The 25,843-nt window shown below is 45.3% G+C and carries 25 protein-coding genes; 11 read left to right on the top strand and 14 right to left on the bottom strand.

What is annotated here, in order from left to right:
• The first annotated feature begins 2 nt into the window (after positions 1 to 2).
• The gene (gene coaD, locus CCZ37_RS12600; RefSeq protein WP_026028196.1) at positions 3 to 494 is read left to right on the top strand and encodes a pantetheine-phosphate adenylyltransferase; all 492 of its coding nucleotides are present in this window, start codon (positions 3 to 5) and stop codon (positions 492 to 494) included.
• A gap of 15 nt (positions 495 to 509) precedes the next feature.
• Here coaD and mutM read toward each other — a convergent pair whose 3' ends face one another.
• The 6 genes from mutM to CCZ37_RS12630 form a co-directional block, all read right to left on the bottom strand.
• Entirely contained in the window at positions 510 to 1,319 is an 810-nt protein-coding gene (gene mutM / locus CCZ37_RS12605; protein WP_094500696.1) for a bifunctional DNA-formamidopyrimidine glycosylase/DNA-(apurinic or apyrimidinic site) lyase, read from the bottom strand.
• A gap of 91 nt (positions 1,320 to 1,410) precedes the next feature.
• The gene (locus CCZ37_RS12610) at positions 1,411 to 1,878 is read right to left on the bottom strand and encodes a hypothetical protein (protein WP_013855728.1); all 468 of its coding nucleotides are present in this window, start codon (positions 1,876 to 1,878) and stop codon (positions 1,411 to 1,413) included.
• A 135-nt stretch (positions 1,879 to 2,013) separates the two neighbouring features.
• A complete protein-coding gene (gene rpmG / locus CCZ37_RS12615; RefSeq protein WP_010318992.1) occupies positions 2,014 to 2,181 on the bottom strand; it encodes a 50S ribosomal protein L33 in 168 nt (55 codons plus the stop codon).
• A 13-nt stretch (positions 2,182 to 2,194) separates the two neighbouring features.
• Positions 2,195 to 2,431, bottom strand: coding sequence for a 50S ribosomal protein L28 (gene rpmB, locus CCZ37_RS12620; RefSeq protein WP_004397476.1), 237 nt, complete (start codon positions 2,429 to 2,431; stop codon positions 2,195 to 2,197).
• A gap of 276 nt (positions 2,432 to 2,707) precedes the next feature.
• Positions 2,708 to 3,382: a RadC family protein gene (radC, locus tag CCZ37_RS12625; RefSeq protein WP_017042230.1), complete on the bottom strand. Its 675-nt coding sequence runs from the start codon at positions 3,380 to 3,382 to the stop codon at positions 2,708 to 2,710.
• 113 nt (positions 3,383 to 3,495) lie between these two features.
• Complete coding sequence (locus tag CCZ37_RS12630; RefSeq protein WP_094500697.1) at positions 3,496 to 5,175, bottom strand: methyl-accepting chemotaxis protein; 1,680 nt, start codon at positions 5,173 to 5,175, stop codon at positions 3,496 to 3,498.
• Positions 5,176 to 5,366: 191 nt separating this feature from the next.
• On the opposite strand from CCZ37_RS12630, the gene coaBC reads away from it, so the two are divergent.
• From coaBC to lpxM, 4 genes are all read left to right on the top strand, one after another.
• Entirely contained in the window at positions 5,367 to 6,581 is a 1,215-nt protein-coding gene (coaBC, locus tag CCZ37_RS12635; protein ID WP_064626049.1) for a bifunctional phosphopantothenoylcysteine decarboxylase/phosphopantothenate--cysteine ligase CoaBC, read from the top strand.
• A gap of 208 nt (positions 6,582 to 6,789) precedes the next feature.
• On the top strand, positions 6,790 to 7,380 hold the full coding sequence (slmA, locus tag CCZ37_RS12640) for a nucleoid occlusion factor SlmA (protein WP_010318996.1): 591 nt from the start codon (positions 6,790 to 6,792) through the stop codon (positions 7,378 to 7,380).
• Positions 7,381 to 7,435: 55 nt separating this feature from the next.
• Positions 7,436 to 8,383, top strand: a complete 948-nt coding sequence (gene lpxL / locus CCZ37_RS12645) for an LpxL/LpxP family Kdo(2)-lipid IV(A) lauroyl/palmitoleoyl acyltransferase (RefSeq protein ID WP_094500854.1) — start codon at positions 7,436 to 7,438, stop codon at positions 8,381 to 8,383.
• Between the two features lie 22 nt (positions 8,384 to 8,405).
• Entirely contained in the window at positions 8,406 to 9,362 is a 957-nt protein-coding gene (gene lpxM, locus CCZ37_RS12650; protein WP_094500698.1) for a lauroyl-Kdo(2)-lipid IV(A) myristoyltransferase, read from the top strand.
• 106 nt (positions 9,363 to 9,468) lie between these two features.
• Here the strand turns inward: lpxM and pyrE are convergent, their stop codons facing one another.
• Positions 9,469 to 10,110 (bottom strand): orotate phosphoribosyltransferase, encoded by a 642-nt coding sequence (pyrE, locus tag CCZ37_RS12655; RefSeq protein WP_094500699.1) that lies wholly within the window; start codon positions 10,108 to 10,110, stop codon positions 9,469 to 9,471.
• A 246-nt stretch (positions 10,111 to 10,356) separates the two neighbouring features.
• Positions 10,357 to 11,073 (bottom strand): ribonuclease PH, encoded by a 717-nt coding sequence (gene rph / locus CCZ37_RS12660; RefSeq protein WP_094500700.1) that lies wholly within the window; start codon positions 11,071 to 11,073, stop codon positions 10,357 to 10,359.
• Between the two features lie 178 nt (positions 11,074 to 11,251).
• Here rph and CCZ37_RS12665 point away from each other — a divergent pair, with 178 nt between their 5' ends.
• Both CCZ37_RS12665 and CCZ37_RS12670 read left to right on the top strand, forming a co-directional pair.
• The gene (locus CCZ37_RS12665) at positions 11,252 to 12,118 is read left to right on the top strand and encodes a YicC/YloC family endoribonuclease (RefSeq protein ID WP_010319428.1); all 867 of its coding nucleotides are present in this window, start codon (positions 11,252 to 11,254) and stop codon (positions 12,116 to 12,118) included.
• 278 nt (positions 12,119 to 12,396) lie between these two features.
• The gene (locus tag CCZ37_RS12670; RefSeq protein ID WP_244187269.1) at positions 12,397 to 12,633 is read left to right on the top strand and encodes an Arm DNA-binding domain-containing protein; all 237 of its coding nucleotides are present in this window, start codon (positions 12,397 to 12,399) and stop codon (positions 12,631 to 12,633) included.
• A 143-nt stretch (positions 12,634 to 12,776) separates the two neighbouring features.
• Here CCZ37_RS12670 and CCZ37_RS12675 read toward each other — a convergent pair whose 3' ends face one another.
• Together CCZ37_RS12675 and CCZ37_RS12680 are read right to left on the bottom strand one after the other, a co-directional pair.
• The gene (locus tag CCZ37_RS12675; protein WP_094500701.1) at positions 12,777 to 14,006 is read right to left on the bottom strand and encodes a type II toxin-antitoxin system HipA family toxin; all 1,230 of its coding nucleotides are present in this window, start codon (positions 14,004 to 14,006) and stop codon (positions 12,777 to 12,779) included.
• Positions 13,999 to 14,310 (bottom strand): helix-turn-helix domain-containing protein, encoded by a 312-nt coding sequence (locus CCZ37_RS12680; RefSeq protein WP_094500702.1) that lies wholly within the window; start codon positions 14,308 to 14,310, stop codon positions 13,999 to 14,001. Before CCZ37_RS12680 ends, CCZ37_RS12675 begins: the two co-directional genes overlap by 8 nt.
• Positions 14,311 to 14,633: 323 nt before the next feature.
• Here CCZ37_RS12680 and CCZ37_RS12685 point away from each other — a divergent pair, with 323 nt between their 5' ends.
• The 4 genes from CCZ37_RS12685 (at position 14,634) to CCZ37_RS12700 (ending at position 19,099) form a co-directional block, all read left to right on the top strand.
• Positions 14,634 to 14,939, top strand: a complete 306-nt coding sequence (locus CCZ37_RS12685; protein WP_010319431.1) for a type II toxin-antitoxin system HigB family toxin — start codon at positions 14,634 to 14,636, stop codon at positions 14,937 to 14,939.
• A gap of 99 nt (positions 14,940 to 15,038) precedes the next feature.
• Positions 15,039 to 15,410 (top strand): helix-turn-helix domain-containing protein, encoded by a 372-nt coding sequence (locus CCZ37_RS12690; RefSeq protein ID WP_010319432.1) that lies wholly within the window; start codon positions 15,039 to 15,041, stop codon positions 15,408 to 15,410.
• A 25-nt stretch (positions 15,411 to 15,435) separates the two neighbouring features.
• Entirely contained in the window at positions 15,436 to 17,844 is a 2,409-nt protein-coding gene (locus CCZ37_RS12695) for a TOTE conflict system archaeo-eukaryotic primase domain-containing protein (protein ID WP_094500703.1), read from the top strand.
• Positions 17,845 to 18,655: 811 nt separating this feature from the next.
• The gene (locus CCZ37_RS12700; protein WP_483050725.1) at positions 18,656 to 19,099 is read left to right on the top strand and encodes a hypothetical protein; all 444 of its coding nucleotides are present in this window, start codon (positions 18,656 to 18,658) and stop codon (positions 19,097 to 19,099) included.
• Here CCZ37_RS12700 and CCZ37_RS12705 read toward each other — a convergent pair.
• The 4 genes from CCZ37_RS12705 to CCZ37_RS12720 form a co-directional block, all read right to left on the bottom strand.
• Positions 19,096 to 20,298 carry an ImmA/IrrE family metallo-endopeptidase gene (locus CCZ37_RS12705; protein ID WP_094500705.1) on the bottom strand — a complete coding sequence of 401 codons (1,203 nt, stop codon included), beginning with the start codon at positions 20,296 to 20,298 and terminating at the stop codon, positions 19,096 to 19,098. The two genes, CCZ37_RS12700 and CCZ37_RS12705, sit on opposite strands and share 4 nt — an antisense overlap.
• Positions 20,299 to 20,307: 9 nt before the next feature.
• Positions 20,308 to 20,592 (bottom strand): type II toxin-antitoxin system HigB family toxin, encoded by a 285-nt coding sequence (locus CCZ37_RS12710; protein ID WP_001197622.1) that lies wholly within the window; start codon positions 20,590 to 20,592, stop codon positions 20,308 to 20,310.
• 77 nt (positions 20,593 to 20,669) lie between these two features.
• The gene (locus tag CCZ37_RS12715; protein WP_244187270.1) at positions 20,670 to 22,670 is read right to left on the bottom strand and encodes a DUF2357 domain-containing protein; all 2,001 of its coding nucleotides are present in this window, start codon (positions 22,668 to 22,670) and stop codon (positions 20,670 to 20,672) included.
• 5 nt (positions 22,671 to 22,675) lie between these two features.
• Positions 22,676 to 25,816 (bottom strand): DEAD/DEAH box helicase, encoded by a 3,141-nt coding sequence (locus CCZ37_RS12720; RefSeq protein ID WP_094500706.1) that lies wholly within the window; start codon positions 25,814 to 25,816, stop codon positions 22,676 to 22,678.
• Positions 25,817 to 25,843 lie beyond the last annotated feature (27 nt).

The following is a 25,843-nucleotide window of genomic DNA, read 5'->3' on the forward strand; positions in this document are numbered from 1 at the left end:
CTGTGAGCCAAAAAAGAATTTCGCGTGTGATTTATCCCGGCACTTTTGATCCCATCACCAATGGTCATTTAGATCTGATCGAACGCGCCGCCAATATGTTTGATGAAGTGATCATCGCCGTCGCCGCCAGCCCAAGCAAAAACACCATGTTTACTCTGCAAGAACGGGTCGCCTTTGCCAGCGCAGTCACTCAACATTTAGAGAATGTCACTGCCAAAGGATTTGCTGGGTTAATGGTCGATTTTGCGCGTGATGAAAAAGCCAATGTGCTGATCCGCGGTTTGCGTACTACGGTTGACTTCGAGTATGAATTTGGTTTGACCAACATGTACCGCCGTTTAATGCCGGGGCTGGAAAGTGTGTTTCTTACACCATCAGAGGAGCATGCGTTTATCTCCTCCACCATTGTGCGAGAAGTGGCGATTCATGGTGGAGAAGTTGATCAATTTGTTCCTGACATTGTCGCTAACGCCTTGCATGGCAAGAAAATATAGCCTTTAGGACGTACCTTATTTTTGGCAAGCAGAGCAGAAAAAGGTGTTACGCTGACCAATTTTCAGCGCTTCAATCGCTTGCCCACACGCTGGGCAAGGCTGCTGCGCTTTGCCATACACATTAAGCTCTTGAGCAAAATAGCCCGGTTTGCCATCCGCTTGTGCAAAATCTTTTAAGGTTGTGCCACCTTGTTGAATCGCCGTTGCTAAGACTGATTTAATTTCTCGCACAAGGCAATTCCACTCAGGCAGTGTCAGCGAATGAGCCGGCCGAGTAGGGAGAATTCGCGCATTAAACAGTGATTCACTCGCGTAGATATTGCCTATGCCAACCACCACTTTATTTTCCATAATAAATTGCTTAACGGCGATACGTTTGTTGTTCGCTTTTTGCGCAATGTAATCTGCATCAAAATCATCGGTTAATGGCTCAGGACCGATATTACTCAACACCGAGTGGCTTTCTCCTTGCTCGCACCATAACCAAGCACCAAATCGACGTGGATCGTGGTAGCGCAACACCTTGCCATTGGTTAATCGCAGATCAACGTGATCATGCTTACCTGCGGCAAAATCACACTCCAATACTCGCAATGAACCTGACATTCCCAAGTGAACAATCGCACTGCCAATATCGGTCTCTATCAATAAATATTTGGCCCGGCGGGATATATTGCAGATCACTTGCCCTTCTAACTGTTTCAGCTCTTGAGGGATGGCCCAACGTAATTTTGGCGTGCGGAATGTCAGTTGCTGGATCGTTTGCCCAACTAAATGCGGGCTAATCCCCATTTTACTTACTTCAACTTCGGGTAACTCAGGCATGATACATCTCGATTCTTCATTCGTCGTTCGTCGTTATTGGGTATTGGTTATTCGTTCTTGGTTTGTTCAACGCTCAAAGAGAAATAATGACTCAGTTCGGAAAAAGAAAAGCTTCTTCTACCGAAAGTGCCACCCATTTCTCTTGCCAGTTTTTCAATAACCAAAATTGGGGGGTTTGATAATAAGTGATCCTTTGTGGCTCTTCGCGATCCTGATACCACACCTCCACGGTTTGTGGGTTGCGTAGTAGAGACGCAAGCGACTCGTAAGTGGCATCATCCACTTCAGTACCAACTAAACTCTGCCAGCGTTGTGCCAATATTTCAGGAGCAACTGAAATTGCTTTGCTTGATCGCCAACGATTTTGATTCAGTTCAAGTGACCAGTCAGTAAAATGCAGTGCTTGCAGCTGTGCATTTGGATTAATCACATAAGGATAAGGGCTAGCAGGCGGTTCAATAAGATAAGTTTTGATGACTGTGGGTAAATTCAAAATGGCAATAAAAGCAATAACAGCCAAGATAAGAATATTATTCCAGCGGCGGCGATTGATACGCATAAGTGATCCCTAAGAGTTTATCTTTGAGTAACTTAGCACATTATTGTGAGAGCTGACATTGCAGGGTACAAATTCCAGACAATAAAAAACCCAGCCAAAGCTGGGTCTTTCAATGCTTACAAAGCGTAAAATCAATTACTTGATTTTGCCTTCTTTGTAAAGAACGTGCTGGCGAACTACTGGATCAAATTTCTTGATCTCAAATTTGCCTGGCATGTTGCGTTTGTTCTTGTCAGTTGTGTAGAAGTGACCAGTACCTGCAGAAGATATTAGTCGAATTTTCTCACGAATGCCTTTAGCCATTGCTCAATTCCTCTTAAACGTTTTCGCCACGTGCACGGATATCAACAAGAACAGCATCAATGCCTTTCTTATCGATGATACGCATGCCTTTAGCAGTTAGACGTAGTTTAACAAAACGTTTTTCGCTCTCTACCCAGAAACGATGAGTTTGTAGGTTCGGCAGAAAACGACGCTTAGTAGCATTTCGTGCGTGTGAACGGTTGTTACCCGTTATTGGACGCTTACCAGTTACTTGGCATACTCGGGACATGAATGTCTTCTCCAAATCGTTTCAGCTCGATATCAACCTTGGTGGCCGAACCTCGTTCTCGATGTATTAAGAAGTTTGAGGTTAAAAACCGTTATGGAAAATCCATACAAGGCTATCAAAGGTCGCGTATTATACTAACTTGACATGCATTGCTCAAGACCCGAACAGATCCTTTTTACGGATTTGGCGATCTTTTTTAAGCAGAGCTGATTTAGGTTGATAATTTAGTGCGCGAATCATACCAGAATAATCTTAAGTCACAACCTAAAATGTGATTCAAATCCACCCTCTTTCTGCAAAAGAAATTACCTCGCCATCGCCCACCACAAAATGGTCCAAAATACGGATGTCCACTAACGCAAGCGCATCGGTTAATCGACGTGTGATTCTGCGATCAGCTTGGCTAGGCTCAGCAACGCCTGACGGATGATTATGGGCCAATATTAATGCCGCCGCATTATGGTGGAGTGCTCTTTTAACCACCTCACGAGGGTAAACGCTGGCCGCGTCAATCGTCCCCTCAAACAATACTTCATCGCTGATCACTCGGTGTTGATTATCCAAAAACAGAATATAGAAGGCTTCTCGATGGCGATCGCGTAGCACACTCGATAAATAAAGCTTGGTTTGCTCTGGGCTAGTCAAAGCGCCACCTCGTTTGAGCGTTTCGGCCAAATAGCGCTGCGTCATTTCAAGTACCGCCTGCAATTGAACGTATTTGGCTTCGCCCAACCCTTTATGGCGGCAAAACTCTTGCTGGTTGGCCGAAAAAAGTGCTCGAAGTGATCCAAACTCACGCAGCAGCAGATCCGAGAGAGCAAGCACATTCATTCCTTGAGTGCCAGTACGAAGGAAAATCGCCAGCAGTTCAGCATCCGATAATGCCTGAGGACCGCGAGCAAGCAATTTTTCGCGTGGCATTGATTCTGTGGGCAGTGATTTGAGGATCATAAGTAGGCTCCGTATAGTGATCCTACTTTTATATAATGAGTTACTACTCAGGCCCTAACGGACCCGAGTGAGGATTAGGATGAGATCAATAGAATCTGTAATAAGCGTGTCGATTAAAGCTTAAAGTGACTGACTAAGCTCCCCATTTGTTGGCCAGATTGTGCCAAACGTGTGCTGATCGCTTCTGAATGTTGCAAATTATCACTCAGTTGATTGACTATTTGTTGAATAGCGACCAAATTCTGATTGATGTCCTCTGCTACTGTGCTTTGCTGCTCTGCGGCCGAAGCCGTCTGAATTCCCATATCTTGAATGGTACTGACCGCGACAGAAATTCCAGCCAAACTCTCTTTAATGTGGATAGACTCTTGAGCGGTTGTTTCACCACGCTGCTGGCTGACTTTCATGCTATTTACCGCTTTACTCACGCCCTGATGTAACGCCTTGAGCATTTCACCAATCTCTTGTGTGCTATTTTGCGTGCGGCTTGCTAACGAACGAACTTCATCCGCAACAACCGCAAAGCCTCGTCCTTGCTCACCCGCTCGCGCCGCTTCAATCGCTGCGTTGAGCGCTAATAAGTTGGTCTGCTCGGCAATTTCACCTATCACATTCAACACTTTGGTTATCTGTTCTGTACGCTGACTCAGTTCCAATATCGCCTCAGAAGTCAGGTTTACTTCTTTGACCAATTCACTGATACCTTCGATAGCACTATTGACTTCATCTCGTGCCTCATTAATTTGACTATTGGCCGATTCAATCGCTTGTGAGGTTGCATTGGTGTTGTTAGCCACCTCGCGTGCAGTGGCACTCATCTCAGTCACTGCGGCCACGACCTTATCCGTCTCTAAACAGTGGCTACTCATTTTTTGACTAGATTGTGTGGTTTGCTTATCCAAATCACTTGCGGCAGATTGCACCTCTTGCGCTGACGAACGGATGTCTTTGATTAATGGGTGCAACTTATCCATAAAAGCATTAAAGGCTTTGGCTACATCACCCACTTCATCGTGGCTTTCAACCTTGAGACGGGCCGTTAAATCGCCTTCTCCCGCCGCGACATCTTGTAGCGAAGCAACCACATGTTGCAACGGTGCGACTCCGCGAGTAACCAGCATACTCACCACAATAATTGTGATGATTAGTCCCAAGAGTGATAATCCGATATTTGACCAAGTCTGCTCCAATCGCTGCTCATCACGTAGCGCCTTAAACTCAGCGACTTGGGCGTCAATATCATCTATGTAAATTCCGGTCCCGAGTACCCAATCCCATTTAGATAAGTATTCAGCGTAACCCAGCTTGGGGGCTTGGGCATTAATGGTGGGTTTATGCCAAGAAAAATAGAGAAAGCCATCTCCTGTTTTAGACGCTTGAATTAATCCAGCAATAACGGGAACGCCATTATTATCTTTTAGATCATAAAGGTTCTTCCCTTCTAAAGCAGGATTAATGGCATGTAGGGTATTGATTCCTTGAGAATCATAAGCAAAGAAATAACCATCACTTTCAAAGCGCATTGATTTTAATATAGCTTTAGCCGCGGCTTTATTCTCTCCATTTTGGTCACTGTCATAAAGCGATTGAACTGCGGTAATCCCCATCATTAGATAAGCTTTCAACTCTGCTTTTCGAGTTTCAACGAGTTGCTCTCGGTACTGCTTTAGCTCTTGTTTTAAGTCGTGACTCTCACTCCAGTAGCTAACCACTGACATCATAGCGGTGATCAGTACTAGTGGAATCACGGTTATCAGTAAAAGCTTGGCTCTAATTCTTAATGAGGTCACTATAAACGCTCCTTTTGCTCCATTAACCTACTCGCCAATGAACCACAATTGGGCAGAAATATCTGTGAGGAAAGTGCGGCTTTAGTGGCATACGATACCGATAACAAGCTGGAAAAAGAGGAATAATTGACACTGCTCCAACAAATTTTCGGAGTTGTGATAACATGACGCGCAGAATTTTTGAGGAAAAGATAATGCAAACACTGGCAGGAAAAAAGATTCTGCTCGGCATTAGCGGCGGTATTGCTGCGTATAAATGTGCTGAGTTAACGCGTCGTTTGATTGAACGTGGCGCACAAGTACAAGTGGTGATGACTCACGCTGCAAAAGAGTTTATAACGCCACTGACTATGCAAGCCGTCTCTGGCAGGCCAGTTTCAGATAGCTTATTAGACCCAGCCGCCGAAGCGTCTATGGGCCATATTGAACTTGCCAAATGGGCAGACTTAGTCCTGCTAGCTCCCGCGACAGCGGATCTCATTGCCCGCGTCGCCGCAGGGATGGGTAATGATTTACTCACCACTTTGATTTTAGCCACCAATGCGCCAGTGGCCGTCTCGCCGGCAATGAATCAGCAGATGTATCGCAATATCGCCACACAAGAGAATATTGCCACGCTTAAACGCCGAGGAATGATGATTTGGGGCCCTGCAGCTGGTGAACAGGCGTGTGGCGATGTTGGCCCGGGCCGCATGCTTGAGCCAATGCAATTGGTTGAGCGCTGCGAGTTTTTTTTCCAAACAGAGGTAGCGAACAACACACTGCTCGCGGGAAAATCACTGTTGATTAGCGCAGGCCCAACCCGTGAAGCGCTCGATCCAGTTCGCTATATCAGTAACCACAGTTCAGGCAAAATGGGCTATGCGATTGCGCAGGCCGCCGCTCAATTGGGCGCGAAAGTGACTCTGATCAGTGGCCCGGTCAATTTGCTCACACCGCCACAAGTACAACGTATTGATGTGGAAAGTGCCTGCGATATGCATCAGCAAGTGATGGCGCAAGCGCAATCACATGATGTATTCATCAGTTGCGCCGCCGTAGCCGACTATCGCCCTGAGATCGTCGCCGATCAAAAGATCAAAAAAACCGATGCGAGCGATCACATGCTCATCACCATGGTCAAAAATCCCGACATCGTCGCTAGTGTAGCCGCATTGAAAGAAAACCGCCCGTTCACGGTAGGCTTTGCGGCTGAAACGCAGCAAGTTGAAAAATATGCCCGCGCTAAACTGCTCAACAAAAAACTGGATATGATCTGCGCCAATGATGTTTCTGTTGCGGGCCAAGGCTTTAACAGCAACGACAATGCATTAACCGTCTATTGGCAAGGCGGAGAGCAAGCATTACCTTTGAGTTCAAAATCTGCATTAGCTCACGCGCTGATGCAACTGATCGCGAGTCAACTGTAGGCGACAAACAGACGTTCTAAGCTTCTTTTAGGGTTCATAGCGTTTATTGGGTGGTAAAATCACCACCCAGTTCAATCATTTTCATTTTTACGCTACGCAGTCCGAAAACTGTCCGTTAAACTACTGCGCTTAACGGACAATACCCAAACCATCTGAAGGGTATAAATATTTGCTCACAAGCATGTGGTAACTAAAAGGAAATCGGGTCATGGCCGTCAATAAGAAAATCAATCGTCGTGAAGAGATTCTACAAGCACTCGCTGAAATGCTGGAATCTAACGATGGTGCATCACGCATCACCACAGCAAAGCTTGCTAAGCAAGTGGGCGTTTCTGAAGCGGCTTTGTACCGTCATTTTCCGAGTAAAGCACGGATGTTTGAAGGCTTGATTGAGTTTATTGAAGAGTCTTTAATGTCGCGGATTAATCGCATTTTGGATGAAGAGAAAGATACACTCAACCGCATCCGCTTAGTGCTACAACTTATCTTGGCTTTTTCGGAACGTAACCCGGGCTTGACACGAATTTTATCCGGCCATGCTCTAATGTTTGAAAATGAGCGACTGCGTGAACGGATCAACCAACTGTTCGAACGCATAGAAACGTCACTACGCCAGATCCTTCGCGAACGTAAACTGCGTGAAGGTAAATCCTTCCCCGTCGACGAAAGCATTTTAGCCGCTCAATTGCTTGGTCAAGTGGAAGGCAGCTTAAATCGCTTTGTGCGATCTGACTTTAAATACCAACCGACGGCAAATTTTGAAGCGTATTGGGCGTTATTAAGCGCTCAGATTGAGTAAAAACCGCCGCCAACGTCGTGATAAAGAATCACCATCAGTGAAAGAATCAAAAGTAATGAGCAAAGAAAAATACGGCAAACCTGCATTTACCCTCTCGCTACTGCATCCGAAATATTGGAGTGTATGGCTTGGCTTTGGGCTATTAGCGTTGATCGTCAACCTACTTCCCTATGCCCTGCTATTGAGAATAGGACGTAGCATAGGCGCATTCAGTATGCGCTTTGCTCACAAGCGGGTACGCATCGCCACACGCAATTTAGAATTAGCTTTTCCACAAAAAAATGCTGAAGAGATTTCACACATTGTTCGCGAGAACTTCAAAAATACGGGCATGGCGCTTATTGAAACTGGCATCACGTGGTTTTGGCCAACTTGGCGTTTTAAACGTATTTTACGGGTGAAAGATGTCGATGTACTACGCCAACTCCAAACCGAGCAGCGAGGTGCTCTGCTCTGTTGTGTGCATGCGTTAAATTTAGAGATCACCGCTCGCGCTTTTGGTGTGATTGGTTTAGCTGGTTATGGCGCTTACCGCCCACACAGCAACCCTGCGTATGAATTTATTCAATATCGTGGTCGCACCCGCAATGGCAATAAACTTATCTACCGAACCGACATTAAACAGATGATCCGCGTACTCAAACAGGGCGAGCGCCTATTTTATCTACCCGATCAAGATTACGGCCATAACAAATCGGTGTTTGTTCCCTTCTTCGCAGTAGAGGATACTTGTACAACGACTGGCACCAGTATTCTTGCTTATACCAGTCAATGTGCGATTGTCCCAGGATCAGGGTTTAGAAACGCCAACGGAAAATACGAAATCATCGCCGATAAAACCATTGATGGCGACTATCCAAAAGATGACATGACCGCCGCCGCCGCTTACATGAATAAATACGTCGAAGAAGTGATTCTGCGCGCGCCGGAACAGTGGATGTGGCTGCATAAGCGTTTTAAATCTTTGCCAGATGAAACGTTAACTAACTCTCGCTATTTATAACTAGAAAAAGGTTTTGCTTGCCATGAGCAACAACGAAAACAGCACAGACAAACACTTGCACAACCCCACATTCCAATGGTCTTTTTTACACCCAAAACATTGGGCAACTTGGATTGGGATCTTCTTTGCCGCTCTGTTCGCCTTTATGCCACCAGTATCGCGAGATAGGCTAGCGCGCAAATTATCCACCTTTGCGGTGCGTAAAAATGGCCGAGTAGTGCGACGAGCTCGCGTCAACTTAGCAAAATGTTTCCCCGAAAAATCAACACAAGAGCGCCAAGCTATTTTGGAAGAAACCTTTGCAACGGCGGCGCAATACATGCTTGGCTATTCTGAGCTTCTGGTTCGCTCAACCCAACATAACTTACAGCGTGGTAAGCTGATTGGTGAACATCATTTGCTGCCACTGCTCGACCAAGGTGAGCGGGTTATCTTGCTAGTACCTCACTCTTGGGCCATCGACTATGCTGCTGTTATGCTGGCTGCGCGAGGCTATAAAGTGGCCAACATCATGAAACCGCAGCGCAATCCAATCGGCGATTGGTTAATGCATGTACAACGAATGCAATATGGCGGACGCATTTTTACTCGTGAGGCGGGTATTAAACCGTTCCTACGTTCAGTGCAAAATGGTTATGTGGGATATTGGGTTCCAGACGAAGATCATGGTGCACCAAATTCAGTTTTTGTCCCTTTTTTTGGTACAGAAAAAGCCACACTGAAAGGCTTTGGGAAAATGGCAAAGTTATGTAAGGCGCATGTCGTACCATTGATGTCGGTATATAACAACACGACTCACCAGTACGAAGTGCATATCCTGCGTGCCTTAGAGAACTTTCCAACCGGCGATGAAGAACAAGATGCACGGGCGATGAATAAAGCGATTGAGGATTTAGTCACACCACGCCCAGAACAGTACATGTGGAATTTATGGCTATTGAAAACACAACGGGATGGATCAAAAGTTTACGATAACTAACATTATAGTAATCAATATGAATCGGTAGAAAAACAAGCCCCGAGCGACAAACTCGGGGCTTTTACTTTTCAATAAGTGGCTCTACGATTCGCAAATAAGTTGATGCTTAAATTCCGTACTGCGCACGATACGCTTTTACCGCCTCAAGGTGCTTAGCATCTGCCCCTTTCTCTTCAAGGTAAGTAATCAGATCGGTCAGGCTAACAATTGAGATGATCGCGCAACCAAAATCACGCTCCACTTCTTGAATGGCAGAAAGCTCTCCTTTGCCTTTTTCTTGGCGATCAATTGCTACCAAAACACCGGCAAGATCCGCACCGTTAGCTTGAATGATTTCCATCGACTCACGAATGGCAGTACCCGCCGTAATGACATCATCCACCAGCATAATGCGCCCTTCTAATGCGCTACCGACCAAGTTACCGCCTTCACCGTGGTCTTTCGCTTCTTTACGGTTAAAGCAATACGGCGTATCAACATCATGATGATCAGCCAACGCTACTGCCGTTGTCGTCGCAATTGGGATCCCTTTGTACGCAGGTCCAAATAGCACATCAAACTCAATCCCAGAATCGACCAAAGCAGCGGCATAAAAACGCCCTAAGCGCGCTAAATCACGGCCAGTATTAAACAAGCCAGCGTTAAAGAAATAAGGGCTTTTTCGGCCAGACTTCAAAGTAAACTCGCCAAACTTCAACACTTCTTTTTCTAGTGCAAATTCAATAAATTCACGCTGGTATGCTTTCATGATTTTCTCTCTCTTAACTCATACACTTTGGTTTATTTCGCTTTCTCAACAAGAACAACCCCCTCCTAGCCTCCCCCTAAAAGGAAGAGGTACTAAGATAATGCATTCCCTCCCCTCAAGGGCGATATTAGGAACACTTCCTTTATTCCCTCCCCTTATAGGGGAGGGTTAGGGTGGGGTCATCACGTACAACAATACAATGAATAAAACGGGCAAAAAAATAGCCCCCAACTGGGAGCTACTTGATCAATCTAATAACGATGCTTTCTGCGCTTCAACAATATCAGCGATGCCTTTCTTGGCAACGGCCAGTAAATCCATTAGCTCTTCATGGCTAAACGGTTCACCCTCTGCGGTGCCTTGAATTTCAATCATCTTACCGTTTTCAGTCATCACCACATTCATATCAGTGTCGGCGGCAGAATCTTCCACGTATTCCAAATCACATAAAATGTTTTCACCCAAGATGCCAACTGAGACAGCAGCAACATGGCCTTTCATCGGATTCTTCTTCAATTTACCGCTAGCAACCAGATGAGTAAACGCATCCGCCAGTGCCACACTTGCGCCCGTAATTGATGCAGTGCGAGTACCGCCGTCCGCTTGAATAACGTCACAGTCAACCGTGATCATCACCTCTGGCATTGCCTCTAAATCCACCACAGCACGTAAGCTGCGAGCGATGAGACGTTGGATCTCCATGGTGCGGCCACCTTGTTTACCGTTGGTCGCTTCACGACGAGTCCGTGAATGGGTTGCACGTGGCAGCATGCCGTATTCGGCAGTAACCCAACCTTTACCCTGACCTTTCAACCAGCGAGGAACACCCTCTTCGACAGTGGCATTACACAATACTTTGGTATTACCAAACTCCACCAATACTGACCCTTCAGCATAAGCGGTGTAGTTGCGAGTGATTTTGATTGGGCGAATTTGATCGGCCGCGCGGTCATTTGGACGCATAGTGCATCTACCTTTTATCGGGTGGGACGGAATCGATTGGGGCGAGATTATAGCGGATTAGCCTCCTTGACGCTAGGTTGATCACCCTTTGCATTGGCGTGAACCTAGTACACGCGTGAAGCTAGTGCTAACATATCTGCCGTTTGATATTTCATCTTCGTGAGCAAAGGACAAATCAATGATTTACAGCATGACCGCGTACGCGCGTAAAGAAGTTAAAGGTGATTGGGGTACCGCGGTATGGGAAATTCGCTCGGTAAACCAACGTTATCTTGAAACCTACTTCCGCCTGCCGGAACAATTTCGTGGTCTTGAGCCTGTACTGCGTGAACGCTTTCGCCAACGTTTAGCGCGTGGCAAAGTAGAATGTCACTTACGTTATGAAGCAAACCCTGCGGCTAAAAGTGAGCTGAATATCAATGAAGCACTCGCCAATCAAGTGATTAAAGCCGCCAACCAAGTAATGCACATGACGGGCGAGTTAAGCCGCATTAATCCATTTCAAATCATGCAGTGGCCCGGCGTAATGGAAACGCCAGAACAAGACATGGACAGCATTAATAAAGCCTTATTAGCAGGCTTTGATGACGCAATCATTGAATTCATTGACGCACGTGGCCGTGAAGGTGACAACATGAAGGCGTTAATCGAACAACGCCTGACGGCGATCAGTGAAGAAGTGGTCAAAGTGCGCGCACGCATGCCAGAAATCCTGCAATGGCAACGTGAACGTCTATTGACTAAGTTTGAAGAAGCAAAGATTGAGCTTGATGCAACACGCGTCGAGCAAGAGCTGATTTTACTTGCACAAAAATCAGACGTTGCCGAAGAGTTAGACCGCCTCGATTCGCATGTCAAAGAAGCACGTAATGTACTCAAAAAAGGCGGCTCATGTGGCCGTAAGCTCGATTTCATGATGCAAGAATTTAACCGCGAATCGAACACGCTGGCCTCTAAATCGATCGCCACTGACATCACCGCTTCAGGTGTTGAGCTTAAAGTGCTGATTGAGCAAATGCGTGAGCAAATTCAAAATATCGAATAGGTTTTTTACCCGTCCAAGAATGTCTTAGAAGCCCTGTTATTTGCTTGTAAATACAGGGCTTTTTTATTTTTCCCGTCCAAATCGGTTTGCAGATGTCCGTTACTAACTGCCTGTTTAGTGGTGGGCAGAATGGTGGGCAGCCCCCTCATTTTGGCTCAATAAGCGTTTTGCGGTGAGCAAATTGGTGGGCAGTAAGTTGACCAATTTTCGCATTTAACTCGCCACCACAACAGGTTAGCTGCTGATTCAATAAGCAAATCGGTGGTGGGCAGCCATTATTGCCCCCTCCATTATTTCAGCAACTATGGAGTAAACATGGGAAAACTCACAGCAAAGCAGACCCCAAAAAATATTCAGATGGTGAAGGGCTATACTTTTGCGTCCGCAAACAGGGCTCGCCTTATTGGATGATCCGCTACACCACAGCCAAAGGAAAACGAGGAGCGACCTTGGGACAATTTCCTTTAATGTCGTTGGCCGACGCTAGAATTGCCGCCGCATACTTTAGAAGGTGAATAAGAGGAATTTGAGTCGCCCCAAGGAATGGGGCAATCAGGGCTTTGATTGACAAGACAAGCTACCAAACATACCTTTCAAAAACAGCTTTCAAGCCAATATGACCGACGCCTCTGCATTTCTGTACGCGTCGGTTCTCATTTTAGCGTAGCGGTATGCTTCGCAAATGTGTTTCGATTGCTTCAATCATCGACTTGGTAAGTGGTAAATGCGCTTTTTCTTTCGCCCAGATTTCATGAAAGCCTGCCACGGTTTGCTTGGCAGTATCTAATACCAATTTTTCTGGCAGCATGGCTTTAGCCGCTAAGTGTGACAGCTCATCCAGCGTGAAATCACTGAATTTCTTGCTACGGCTCACCTTCAGCGACGCACTATCATCGGGGATATAAGGAATAGTCGAGACAAAATCATAAGCAGGCGCAATCGATGCGGTGCGCTTGTCTTTGTAAATCACAGACCAATTCTTCAAATGCATATCCGCATTGCCAATTAGGGTATTGAACACCAATCGACGCGTAAATTCTGCAATGTCTTCGTCTTGACCTTCAATGCCGATAACCTGAGCAATATTGCGCATACTGGCTTTTTTGTATTTATCTTGAGGATAGACGCCAAACACTTGCGCAAAATCTTCAATATGTACGGCTTGATTACCTGCACGGTCAAAACGCTTGATCACAAAAGCCTGAGCATTTTTAAAAGCATCACCAAATTTACCAATACCATCTGGGATATTAGCAATCTGGTTAATCGGGAGTAGCTGCGTCTCTGGTACATCCATTCCCAACATTCGAGCCAACTCCATCATCGAATATTCATTTTCTGGCACAGCGTCAAAGCGAGACGATGGCAATTTCACAATCCAAGAGCCACCTTGACCGGTTGCTGGAATAGTCAAACCACCGTTTGCCTGTTGTACGGCTGAAAACTTCAACTGTACACCCGCTAATGAAAAACGCATTGGAACATCTATTTTCGTTTCATCGTCAATGTCTTGCTGCACATTAGGCGGCAGCGCTTCGCCATCAGCAGGTTCAACCGTGATCGCACCTGCTAAATCTTGTCCTAACACCCACAATAGAAAAAATTCTCGTGCGGGGTTCACTCCGGCACGCTCTGCCAGGTAATGACGCATGGTTTCTTCTGGCAAAAGGTTAGAGAAAAACGGAGTTAACTTGGTTTGGGTCGGTTTGAAGTTAGTCAGCAAGCCACCTAGCGAATCTTTAAAACCCAGCCCTAATACGGGCCGTGATTCATGATTAATGTACGAATCCATAAAGGCAAAAAGCGCTCTGTCATTGCCCACATTGGTGATCGTTGCGATAGGTTTCCCGTAGAGCAACACGTTAAGCGTAGAAACATAATTAGTCATCGTCGTCTTCTTCTAGCTGATATGCGGGCGACATTGCCTCACCTTCATCGCTGATTCCTTGGCTGCTTCGAATGATTGACTTGATGGCAGGAATAGACTTTTTAGGCGCAACCAATAGCTCTAGGTCGAGTACACGGGCCAGAGCAATCAAACTGGACATTCTTAAATCAACGCCACCAGACTCGATCTTCGAAATATGACTTTGCGGCACACCCGAACGCGCGCTCAGCTCTCTCTGGCTAAACCCCTTACGTACCCGAGCTTCTCGAAGACTTTCTAATATCTGCTCTGTTACATAGCTCATTTCGATACGCCTTAATGCATCAATTAAGAATAATTATATACAAAAACATATCACCCTAATCCCGCAAACACAAGAATGATTAGCTATTATGTATCACTAAGCACTTTTGATATGCAATTATAGATAAATCGTAACGCACGAGCTCACTTAACGTGGGCAGTTGGGACAATGGGGCAATACCTGATATGCCAAGCTTTAGAGGGTGAATAAGAGGAAATTACACTGCCCCATGGAATGGGGCAATCGGGGCCGTGTCAACAGCTCCTATCAGTCAATCAAACTACAAACTTGCAAAAGTCCCAATATGGGACTAACATCTGTTTATGAGAATTATCGCACTATCAACCTTAAAAACATTTTGGGAAGACAGCCCAGAATACATTGACGCGAAAGAACCAACTTTAGCGTGGTATAGGCACGCATTAAACGCTGATTGGGGATCACCGGCGGATGTGAAACAGGACTTTAGAAATGCCAGCATCCTCAAAGATGGGCGTGTCGTGTTTAACATTGCCGGTAATAAATACCGGATAGTCGTTTGGATCAATTATGCCTACAAAGTGGTTTACATACGGTTTATCGGCAGCCATGCACAATACGAAAAATTCGTCGGGAACGAATTTTCATGAGCAACGCGAGCCCGAAGGGTAAGGCTCATGGACGAGCCGAATAAAAAATTGATGTGCAAACGATTTGAAGCCAAAAAGTAGTAACAAGAGGTAAATATAATGGACATCAGACCTATTAAAACAGATGCCGACTACCGCGCGGCATTAAACGACATCGAAAACCTAATGATGGCGGAGCCTGATACCGTCGAAGGCGAAAAGCTGGACATTTTGGTTACGTTAATTGAAGCCTACGAAGCAAAGCATTTTCCAATGGATTTGCCAGACCCTGTTGAGGCAATAAAGTTTGAGATGGAGCGCAAAGGCTTAACGGTTAAAGATCTTGAACCCATGATAGGTAAAAGCAATCGTGTTTATGAAATCCTAAACCATAAGCGATCACTCACGCTAAAAATGATTTGGAAACTTCATGAAGGGCTAGGTATTCCAGCAGAGTCGCTGATCAAGCCACCGCAAGTTCGCGCTTCATAGCGCTGCGCATAAAAATTATGTTGTCATGAATGACGCTCGCTACCCAAACATTTCGGCTATTGATGACAGGCTAGCTGAGCTTGAAAACGAAAAGCAACAGCTTCTCGCATTAAGAGAGGCTTTACGTAGCGCTCAAAACGAGCGTTCAGTACAGGTATTCACCCCAGAACAAAAAGTCACCCTATTCAGACAACGATTTCGTGGAAGAGAGGATATCTTTGCCAATCGTTGGCAAAATCAACAGGGGCGCAGTGGCTATTCCGTAGCCTGTGATAATGAATGGGTAAACGGGGTTTGCAACAAACCACGCATTAAATGCCAAGACTGTTCACACCGAAAGTTTAGCGAACTAAACGAGCGCATTATTTACAGGCACCTTGCCGGTCATCAAGTGGTGGGGCTGTATCCCTTACTGAAAGATAATACGTGCTATTTGTTGGCAGCCGATTTTGACAAAGGCTGTTGGCAAGAAGAAGTCAAAGCAATGTCTAAAGCGTGCCAAGCGTTTGATATTCCCCACGCGATAGAAATCTCGCGTTCTGGCAACGGGGCGCACTTATGGATCTTTTTTGAAACCAACATTCCAGCTAACCAAGCTCGGGCACTTGGTTTCGCTTTGCTTGATAAAGCCATGGAAATATTTCCAAATCTATCGTTTGACTCCTATGACAGGCTCTTTCCTAACCAAGATATCCTTCCTGAAGGCGGGTTTGGTAATCTCATTGCGCTACCACTTCAAAAGGAGGCTCGCCTTTCAGGCCGTAGTTGCTTTGTTGACAGTGACCTGAATGCGATTGACGATCAATGGCAGTACCTTGCTGAGCTTAAAACGCTCACGCAATCGAGTATTGATCAACTCATAACAACAATTTCACCCAACATCCTATTACTGTCCGAACAAGGGCTAACAGATAACCGCCCACCTTGGGAAATCACAGCCAAAGCCGCACCAATAAAATTAGAGTCTTTGCCAAAAAACGTGACCATTACCTTGGCCAACCATATCTACTTTTTGATGAGCGAGTTACCTGGGCCACTACTGGCAGGACTAAAGCGATTAGCTAGTTTTTCTAATCCTGTGTTTTTTAAAACACAAGCTTTGCGCTTTTCAACCCATGGCATTCCGAGGTTTATTTCCTGTGCTCGTATTGAAAACGGTTATCTAGCACTACCGCGAGGCTGTCTCGATGACGCGATTGCTTTGCTACAAGAGCAAAATATTTCGCCACTATTTGACGATAAGCGTGAAACCGGCAAACCATTATTAAAACTTACCCCTGAGTTCACTTTGCGAAAGAACCAGCGAGACGCAGTGGCCGCAATATCTAAACACGACTTCGGTATTTTGCATGCGCCGACTGCATTTGGAAAAACGGTTACTGCCATTGGTATGATCGTAAAACGCAAAGTAAATACCCTAATACTGGTTCATAGCCGACAACTGCTCGAACAATGGCAAGAGCGATTACGCACATTCCTACCAGAAGTAAACATTGGCAGTATAGGCGGGGGAAAAAGAAAGCCGAGTGGCATTATCGACATTGCCACCTATCAAAGTTTGGTTAATAAAAAAGACAATTCCATCACGCCTCTCATTCAAGACTACGGCCACATTATTGTTGATGAATGCCACCATCTGTCTGCGCCAAGGTTTGAAATGGTACTCAACGAGGTAAGAGCAAAATATGTATTGGGCCTAACAGCAACGCCAGAGCGACAAGATGGCCATCAAAAAATCATTTTTATGGCGGCAGGGGCCATTCGCTATAAAGTGAAACCAAGCCCTGATGAGCAATTTACTCAAACCGTGATGATTCATCAGCTCTACGATATACCGCCAGCTGAGCTAATAAAAACAGATGAGCGCCCAAAAATAAGCGATGCCTATCGCTGGCTCGCCGATAATGGACAGCGCACGTCAAAAATAGTCTCAGACGCCTCTCAGTGTGTTCAAAATGGCGGGCACCCGTTAGTCCTTACAGAGCGTAGAGAGCACGCAGAGTACATACACTCAAAACTTACCAAGATGGGTATAAGCACTGTCGTACTCAAAGGCGCCATGAAAGCTGCCGAACGCAAGAATGCAGATAATCATCTGCAATCGGCTCAAGCCATCGTCGCAACAGGAAAATATGTGGGCGAAGGATTTGACCTGCCAAGACTGGATACGTTGTTTTTGGCCATGCCCATCGCATGGAAAGGTACATTGGCTCAATATGCCGGTCGTATTCATCGTGAATCGGAAGGAAAAACACAAGTCACCATTCACGACTATGTAGACTGCGCCCTCCCTATGCTGCAACGCATGTTTAAAAAACGTGAGAAAAGCTACAAAGCAATGGGGTACGCCCTCGAGTACTGTGATGGCAACAGTGACAAGCAACCTGCACTCAAGTTGGAAGACGCCTCTTCATCAAATACCAAGCCAAAATAAACAGCCGCACTTCATTAAACACTTCCCCATGCCTTTATACCCATACGCCAAAACCACTATCCGTTTGGCTTTTGGATCGAAACGCCAAACAGGGAAATCAGCCCATTCACTGTTTGGCTTCTCGATTGAAATCCAACGCTGGTAGGCCTTGCCATTACTGGCTCAAAGCAAGGTTTGGCACTTTTTTCGCCCTAAACCAACCTCGGCATCAAAGTACAAACCGTTTGATTTTTTAAACCCAAAATGCAAACGATCGTTTGGCGTCTCGATTTTTTTGCACTTGGCAAATGCCGCCAAACAGCGCCGTATTAGACGATATATTTCAAACAGTTAGCCGCGCACAGGTCATCAGAAAAAACTGATTTGACTGGTTAGTTTGATGGCCATTTCTTTCATCTAATTCACCACCGCGTCTGCACCCGACCACTGAAAATAGACGGCATGAAAAACTAACAAGGTGATAAGTGACGTGTTATGGGCAAGTGGCAACGATTGGGATAGAGAATGGATACTTTATCGTTCCCCAAACTAGGTGGAGTTGCAGCTAGGCGGCAAGCGAATGAGCCCCATGAGCATAGATAGACTATGTGATTGGGGCGAAAGAGCGTAGCCAACAACGCTGCGGCTTCACCTAGGAGGGGGAATCGCTTTACTGGTTGGGCATGGAGCATTTACTCTCTACCCCGCATTAAGCCAGTGCGAGAATGCCGCCGAACGCATAACCCGCTGGCTAACCTATCAGTTACCGCGCGTTAAACAAGCACATGCTGGCTGCCCGATTCACCAATGGCTGAATAGCATTGGCGCGCAAGTGATCGTAGAAAAATGGCAAAGCCCCGAGCAATGGCCAAACCTGTATTGGTTGCCTTTACCTGAGGTTGATGGCCACGCGCAAGGCGGGTTGGTTTTGTTACCGGCACATTTGTTACCGACAAATAGGGATGGCACGATTCAAACTAGAACATTACAAGCAAACACGCCCGCCAACGCCTGCATCTTTTGGTGCACTGCGCCTTTGTCTAAAACAGCAAAGCGCACTACCTTGCACCCAAAACAGCAAAACCGCGGCTTTTGCCTGCCCAGTTCGCCGGAGCAAATGGGCAAATCATGTACGGGGTTATTACTGAGAGGTTTGAGAAAGGAGAGCCAAAAACGAAACGGCAACGTGATCAGCCACCAAATCAATCTAGCGCTGCTGCACCACCTTTGTGGGCCGGAGAATGATGTGTGGATTACTCAAGAGCTTATGGCTTAACGTTGAAAATAATCGCTAATCTTGTCACGGAATAAAGAACCAAACTTTTTATGATCACCACTCTCAAAACGAACTCGTCCAGCCACGATACAAGGTGATATTTGGAGCTCTTTTGCTAGCTCCCTGACTTCTTCAGCGCTCGATAAACTGCTTCTGCACCAAATACTCTGTGGTATCAACGCCTCTCTAGCCATATCATCGGCCTGTTTCTCAATCTCATCAACGCCCTGAGCATCTAAATCATCTAAGTACCAGTTTTCATTACCATCTAAGTGCAATGCGATATGTGCCATTTCATGCATTAGTGAAAACCAAAAGCTATCGAGACGATTGTGCCTTAACGTCAGCGCTATAATCGGGTTGCCATCAATACTCATGCACACAGCACCATCCAAATAAGTTTTGGGTAGATGAGGCTCAATGATTACATGAATGCCTGACTTATTTAGAAATTCAATCGCTAGTAAAGGGCCTGACTCAAGCCAAGATAGCTTGGAAATGTTCTGCATCCATTCCAAATTCACAGTACTAGCGCGATATTGACAGGGTAATTTTTGTTCAGCGGCCTTCTGCAATACTCGAATTTGCCACGCCCACAGAGCATAAGGATCTGTTTCCTTATCATTGGTACGAAGGTGAGAAGACGCTCTCAACAAGGCAGGTTGAAGATTAAAGCCTGATTTTACGGAACCGATAAAATCTGACAAAGCCTCAGCTGCATATTCCTTTAACTCTTGTAATGAACCATTGAAGCTATCAAAGTAGCCACGCTTTCGCATTTCAGCTATCGGGAAGGCTTGCCAATCTACTTCTCTTTGAATTGCGTGCTTTTGCTCTGGCAATTGAATCAAAACATCAGCTGATATACCCAACCCACTGCTTAGCTTTCGGATCATGTTCAAGCTAAGGCTACGTGTTCCATTCAATATCTCGGAAACTTTTGGAGCTGACCCAATAAAAGGAATAAGGTCTCGATTTTTTAAACCTTGTTGCTCCATTCTAAATTTTATCGCTTCTATTGGATCGGGCTTACTAATTGGAAAATAATCTTCTTCGAACTTTTCAATTAATAATGCCAATACATCCATCTCATCAGATTCGGCTGAACCTGGCTGCGGATCCAAGTCCATTAATGACATTAATCGCATCAATGCTGACTCATGATCGTGTGCTGATTTGATTAATCTAATGTGACTCATCTTCCCCTCCTAAAAGCGTTGCTTATCATACTGAGCATGAGTACCAACCCACTCAATAACAGCAATGCCATTTTGATACCTGACTTTTACAACTAGTCTGTAATGGTTACCTTTGATATTAAATATAACTCTATTACCGTCTAGGAAATCTGCACTGCGGTAACGGTCTTTAATATCCTGAGGAGTTTTCCAACAAGCGCTTTGAGCTTCAGAAACCCATGCCTCTAAAGCTGACTTCACATTAGCGTGTTTTTTATAAAAATCGACAAGTTTGTCTTTACCTAAGACTTGCATACCACCTCAAGGTTCCCTTGGTGGGAATTATAATTAAAGTTACCAAAAAGGGAAGTTTTCTTTTCTATATTTCACAATCACACCATTGCCGCTTCGTACACTTTTTCAACCTCGGTAAACTTAGTGACGCTCTCTAGGCGAGTTAAGGTAGTGAGTTTCATCGAGTTTTTCATTGGGCGATGTGGCACGTTGGTCACTGGCGTTTGTAGTGACAGCGGTTTGCCAAGCTCAAATAAATAATACAAATCAGCAGAACCTGACTTTTTACCCGCTTGATCTTCGGTAATGGCGTAGCGTGGTAACACTGTGACTCGTTTAACCGGCCAAAGTTTGTCAATTTGCTTGGATGAACTTTGAGTGTCTGAGGTAGACGCCAACGCTAAATAGCGAATTTCCTCGGCAATATGCTGCTTAAATTTCTGCAAAAACGTGCTTTGCGGCAGGTGATACCACTGCGCTGTGCCTTGCTCAAATTGTTCAAAGTAGCCATTATCACGGCCACGTTGCCCACCCAATGCCACAGTCATCGTTAAATCTGGATACAACACTTGGCGCATGCCGTGATAAGGAATGCGCGCGGCTTCTTGTACGTAGAGCCTTTCTGCCATATCGGCAATAGAGTAAGTAGTTGCATTATTTTGACTGGTTTGCGCGCTAGGCGCCTTACCAATTTGTGCTGTTAAAAACTCTAGTAGCCATTGGTGGCCAGAATAACTTTGCTCTACCTGGCTAGGCTCATTCTGACTAGGCAAAAGTGCAAACGCACCAATTCCGATTTCTTCTATCGCATCCGCGTAAGGGTTTAGCTTTGAAGTTTGATCAAAAAAGCCTGGGTATAACGCAAACGCACCAAATACAGGGCGGCTTTTTTTAGCCGGTTGCCCTTCGATTTTACTGGATGGAGACTCAGACAAGCGCGGCTCTGATAAACGGGGCTCTGATAGGCGAATCAAGGCATCCCGATAACGGTGCATTTGGTTGATAGCATCGTCTGGTACGTAATCCTTACTTTCGATATCTTCATTGCTGTCATCAAAGCGGTTTTTCTCGGTTTTAATGCGGTACTTGGCATCAAACAGCCAAATAAACTGCTTTTCTTCTGCTGAGTCTGCTTTTGTTAAATCGGCGCTTTTAGGCAGTGTCACTTCCAACACAATATCTGGCTCTTGGTTAACCAAGTACGAGCGGATTGATTGACCCTTTTTGGTAAATTTCGGCTCGTGTGCCAGCCGAGCGGTCACACCATCGCTGCGTTTAAAACGAAAGGCTCCAGCAAACCCATCTTTTAGTTGGTACTCATAAAAGTCATTTTGGGCGAGCTTAGTCGCACTGTTTTCAACCAATTCAAAGCCGAGATCCTGCTCTAACATCTGTTTCAAACACAAAAAACACCATACTTCATAAATCTCAGCCACCGACTTCATCGAAATGCTCGACTGATTGCCAAACAGATCTAAATAAAATTTCAGCTCCTGCCAAATACGATACACCGCGCTGTAGCCGGTTTTTTGCTGTAGCACTAACGACTCACGGTTTAAGCCTGTGTATGCACCCACCTCTTTTAAAAAACTTTGGCCCAACACTTTTTGCAGCGGTTGTTGCCAACTATGCAGCTCATTTAAAAATGAATCCGATAATCGTTGACGCTCTGGCGCTTGGTTACTTTGCCTCAGCTTTTGTTCAAACTCCGCTAATTGCCGCTTGCTTTTACTCACCGCCATTTTGATAAAACGGTTTTCTGGGGTATCGACACTCAGTTGCTTTTTTTCGACCGCGTAGCGTTTATCGTACTGGCCATTTGCAAAGTCTTGCTTAACTTGCACCGCTAACTTATGAGGCAGGCGACCTTTTAACTTGGCCGCTTTGATATTGGCAACCGTCGGTTGCAAGCGGCTATGGGGTGCGGCACAAATCACTTTTAAGCCTTGATCAAAACGCTCCCGTAACGCGGCAAAATTAGCCAACCACATCAGTGGAAAATGCCCGCGTTGCTGGCTGGTTGCTGCATCTTGTTCGGTTTTTTCTACCAAGCTAAAGCGCCAAAGTGGGTAAACTTTGTCAATGGCTAAATGCGTCATGATAATTATCCCACTGCCAACTTAGCCGCTTGTTGCCACATAAAATTCGGCATAGGCTCTCTCAACTGCCAAGTAATGCTCATCGGCTGTGACCCCGTATGTGACACATACTCAACTTCACCATAATTCACAAAACCCATGGTGCGTCCGTATTCATCTTTGGTTTGCTCGCGCACAAATAAAAATAAACGCTTACCGATTTTCTTGTGCTGAATGTAATCCTTACCTCGGCCTTTATCCGGTCTTGCACTGTTTTGTGACTGCCAATGAAATAAATGTTCATTGATAGCGTAATCGTGATACATGGTGGTCGGTGAAAACTGCTTTTCGTTTTTATTCAATGTAACAAACATCAATTCAATGTTTTGCTCTTTAAGCACCAAGACCCCTTCTCGGGCTGGAGGCTGCCGTTCGAATGTTGTGGCACCAAAAGCCACTAATATTTGTTCACGAGCGTAACGAGCGTGAACTTTTAATGGTACATCGGGCAGGTTGTCCATTATTGGCTGTTCGTGTTTTGTTTGCGCGAGTTGCCAATTGACTACGTCCAACAATTCAGCTTGGACGCCAAGTTGGTTTAGTTTAGCGAGACTCTGCACAATAGAACCGAATCCACACTCTGGGCCCGTTTTTTGCCAAAAATCGTAATGACACATCAACGCATGTCGATCAGTATCATCTGCTACTGAAAAGTTGGTTTGGCAAAGCCGCTTCAAGAAGCTTAAATAGGTGTGGTCATCACAAGTCAAAATACGATTATGGATTGCCTTTTTGAGCATTTTAAGAAGATTTTCATCTGGCGTATATTCGGTGATTTGATCTTGGGCTTGTCCCACTAACTCCGCCCAACTACCTCGCTTATATAGCTCATTCAGGTCGATATAAGGATGCTGAGTTAAGAAATTCGACAACGTTAACGGCAGTGTGGAATGCTGAGGATATTGGCGGATCATCGCGACTAGGCGCTTCAACGTTAATGAGGCTTGCCGAATATTATTGAGCACCATTTCTTGTGTGCGCTTGCTTAATTCAATGCGACAACCCAGTGGCGCGTGAGGGAATCCTTGCTTTATTTCATCACTGATCGCGCGGTGACTTTTACCCACTAAGGCTCTAAACTTATTAGCAAAATCATATTCAGGGCGTGAGTTGCCAACAAAATCCAACACGGTACAGCACTCCTTACCCTCAGCTAAACGTAAACCTCGGCCAAGTTGTTGCAAGAAAATCGTTAGGCTTTCTGTCGGGCGCAAAAACAATAAGGTATCGACTTCAGGAATATCGACACCTTCATTAAAAATATCAACAACACACAGCACATTAATTAAACCTGAGCGAATTGCTTGCTGTTTTTGTTGTCGCTCATGGCGGTTATCGCTGGTCAATACATCCGCTTTAACTCCCTTAAGCAAGAGTTGTTGTGTCATGTATTGTGCGTGCTCTTTACTCACACAAAAAGCTAATGCTTTCATTTTACTTAGGTCAGTGATGATCTCCTGCATACTCAGTAAAATCTTGTTAAAACGTGTTTGGTTGTGGGTATAAAGGTTGGTTAATTGCGCAATGTCATAGCGCCCACGACTCCAAGGAATGGTACGCAGGTCAGTATCATCATCAATACCAAAATATTGAAACGGGCAAAGATGTCGACGATTAATTGCTTCAGGTAATCGGATTTCTGCGGCAATCACACCGCCAAAATCGGCTAAAATATCACCGCCATCGTGGCGTTCAGGCGTGGCAGTGAGCCCTAGCAATATGGAGGGTGAAAAATATTCCAATACCGCGCGATAACTTGACGCTGCAATATGGTGCACCTCATCAATCACGATGTAGTTATAATAATCAGCGGTTAGGTTAAGCTGATCTAACTGATTGTCCAACGTTTGGATAGAAACAAACAACTGGCGATAATGCTCCGGCGTATGCCCACCAACCCAAAGCTCACCAAAAGTGCCATTACGCAATACGCCACGATATGCCGCCCTAGCTTGTTTTAATATTTCTTCGCGGTGCGCAATAAATAAGAAATTTGCTTGCGGTTTCGCTTTAATAAAATGCGCAAAATCAAAGGCTGAAATCAGGGTTTTTCCGGTGCCTGTTGCCGCAACGACTAAATTGCGAAAGCGCTGGTGAACACTGCGCTCAACGGCCAGTTGTTCCAAAATGTCACTTTGGTGAGGAAACGGCGAGATATCAAAGAAGTGCGTTGGGCTGGCCTCAAAATCTCCGCGCTGCTGGCTCAAGGCTTTTTTGAGTTTTTCACTGCTTGTTGCATCGCCACTAAAGTATTCAAAATCATTAGAAGCCCAATACGTTTCAAAGGTACTTAACGATTTATTAATTATGTGCGGAATTTCTTGCGAGGTGATCTTCAAATTCCATTCTAAACCATTGGTTAGAGCGGAATGCGAAAGGTTGGAAGACCCTATATAACCTGTGTGGTAGCCGGTATTTCTAAGGAACAAATAACTCTTAGCATGTAAACGCTCGCGCTCAGTGTTGTAACTCAGCTTCACTTCGGTATTGGGTAAACTCGCCAAATACTCCACCGCTTTAGCGTCGGTAGCCCCCATGTATGAGGTGGTAATGATTTTTAGCTCGCGACCACTTGAGGTAAATGCTTCTAGCTCTTTGCGAAAAATTCGGATCCCTGCCCACTTAATAAACGATACCAACCAATAGATTTTGTCCGCTGATAAAATCTCGCGCTTCAATTCAGATTCAAGTGATAACCCTGCATTACTGCCACAAAACAACTCACTTTGGCTTAAGCCTGTTAAAGGAAAAATGTCGTTAATGTAATTTTTTAAATCGGCCGATACAGGATTTTCTAATTCGTACAACGCGGTCAGAATTTTGCCTTGGCTGCTGAGTAAATTATCTTCGATAAAGTCGTTATCTTGAATTTGTGTTTTTAGCCATAGTAACAATTGATTGGATAAAGCAATTTGCTGTTGCAGACGATCATCACTGACAGGCACTGACTCAATAGCATATTCCAGAATGTGTGCTAGGAAACGTGATAACCAGATTGATGCTTCACTGCTATTAAGTTCTCGTTCGCCCACATAGAATCGTTCGCGGTCAATTCGACTGGCGATAAGTTGCGTTATTAACTGTTCATAAATACCTATCTGTTGCATATATTCCCTTGGATTCTGATCACTTGT

Origin of the sequence: Vibrio qinghaiensis, from assembly GCF_002257545.1 — a bacterium.
Taxonomy (GTDB): Bacteria; Pseudomonadota; Gammaproteobacteria; order Enterobacterales; family Vibrionaceae; genus Vibrio; species Vibrio ordalii.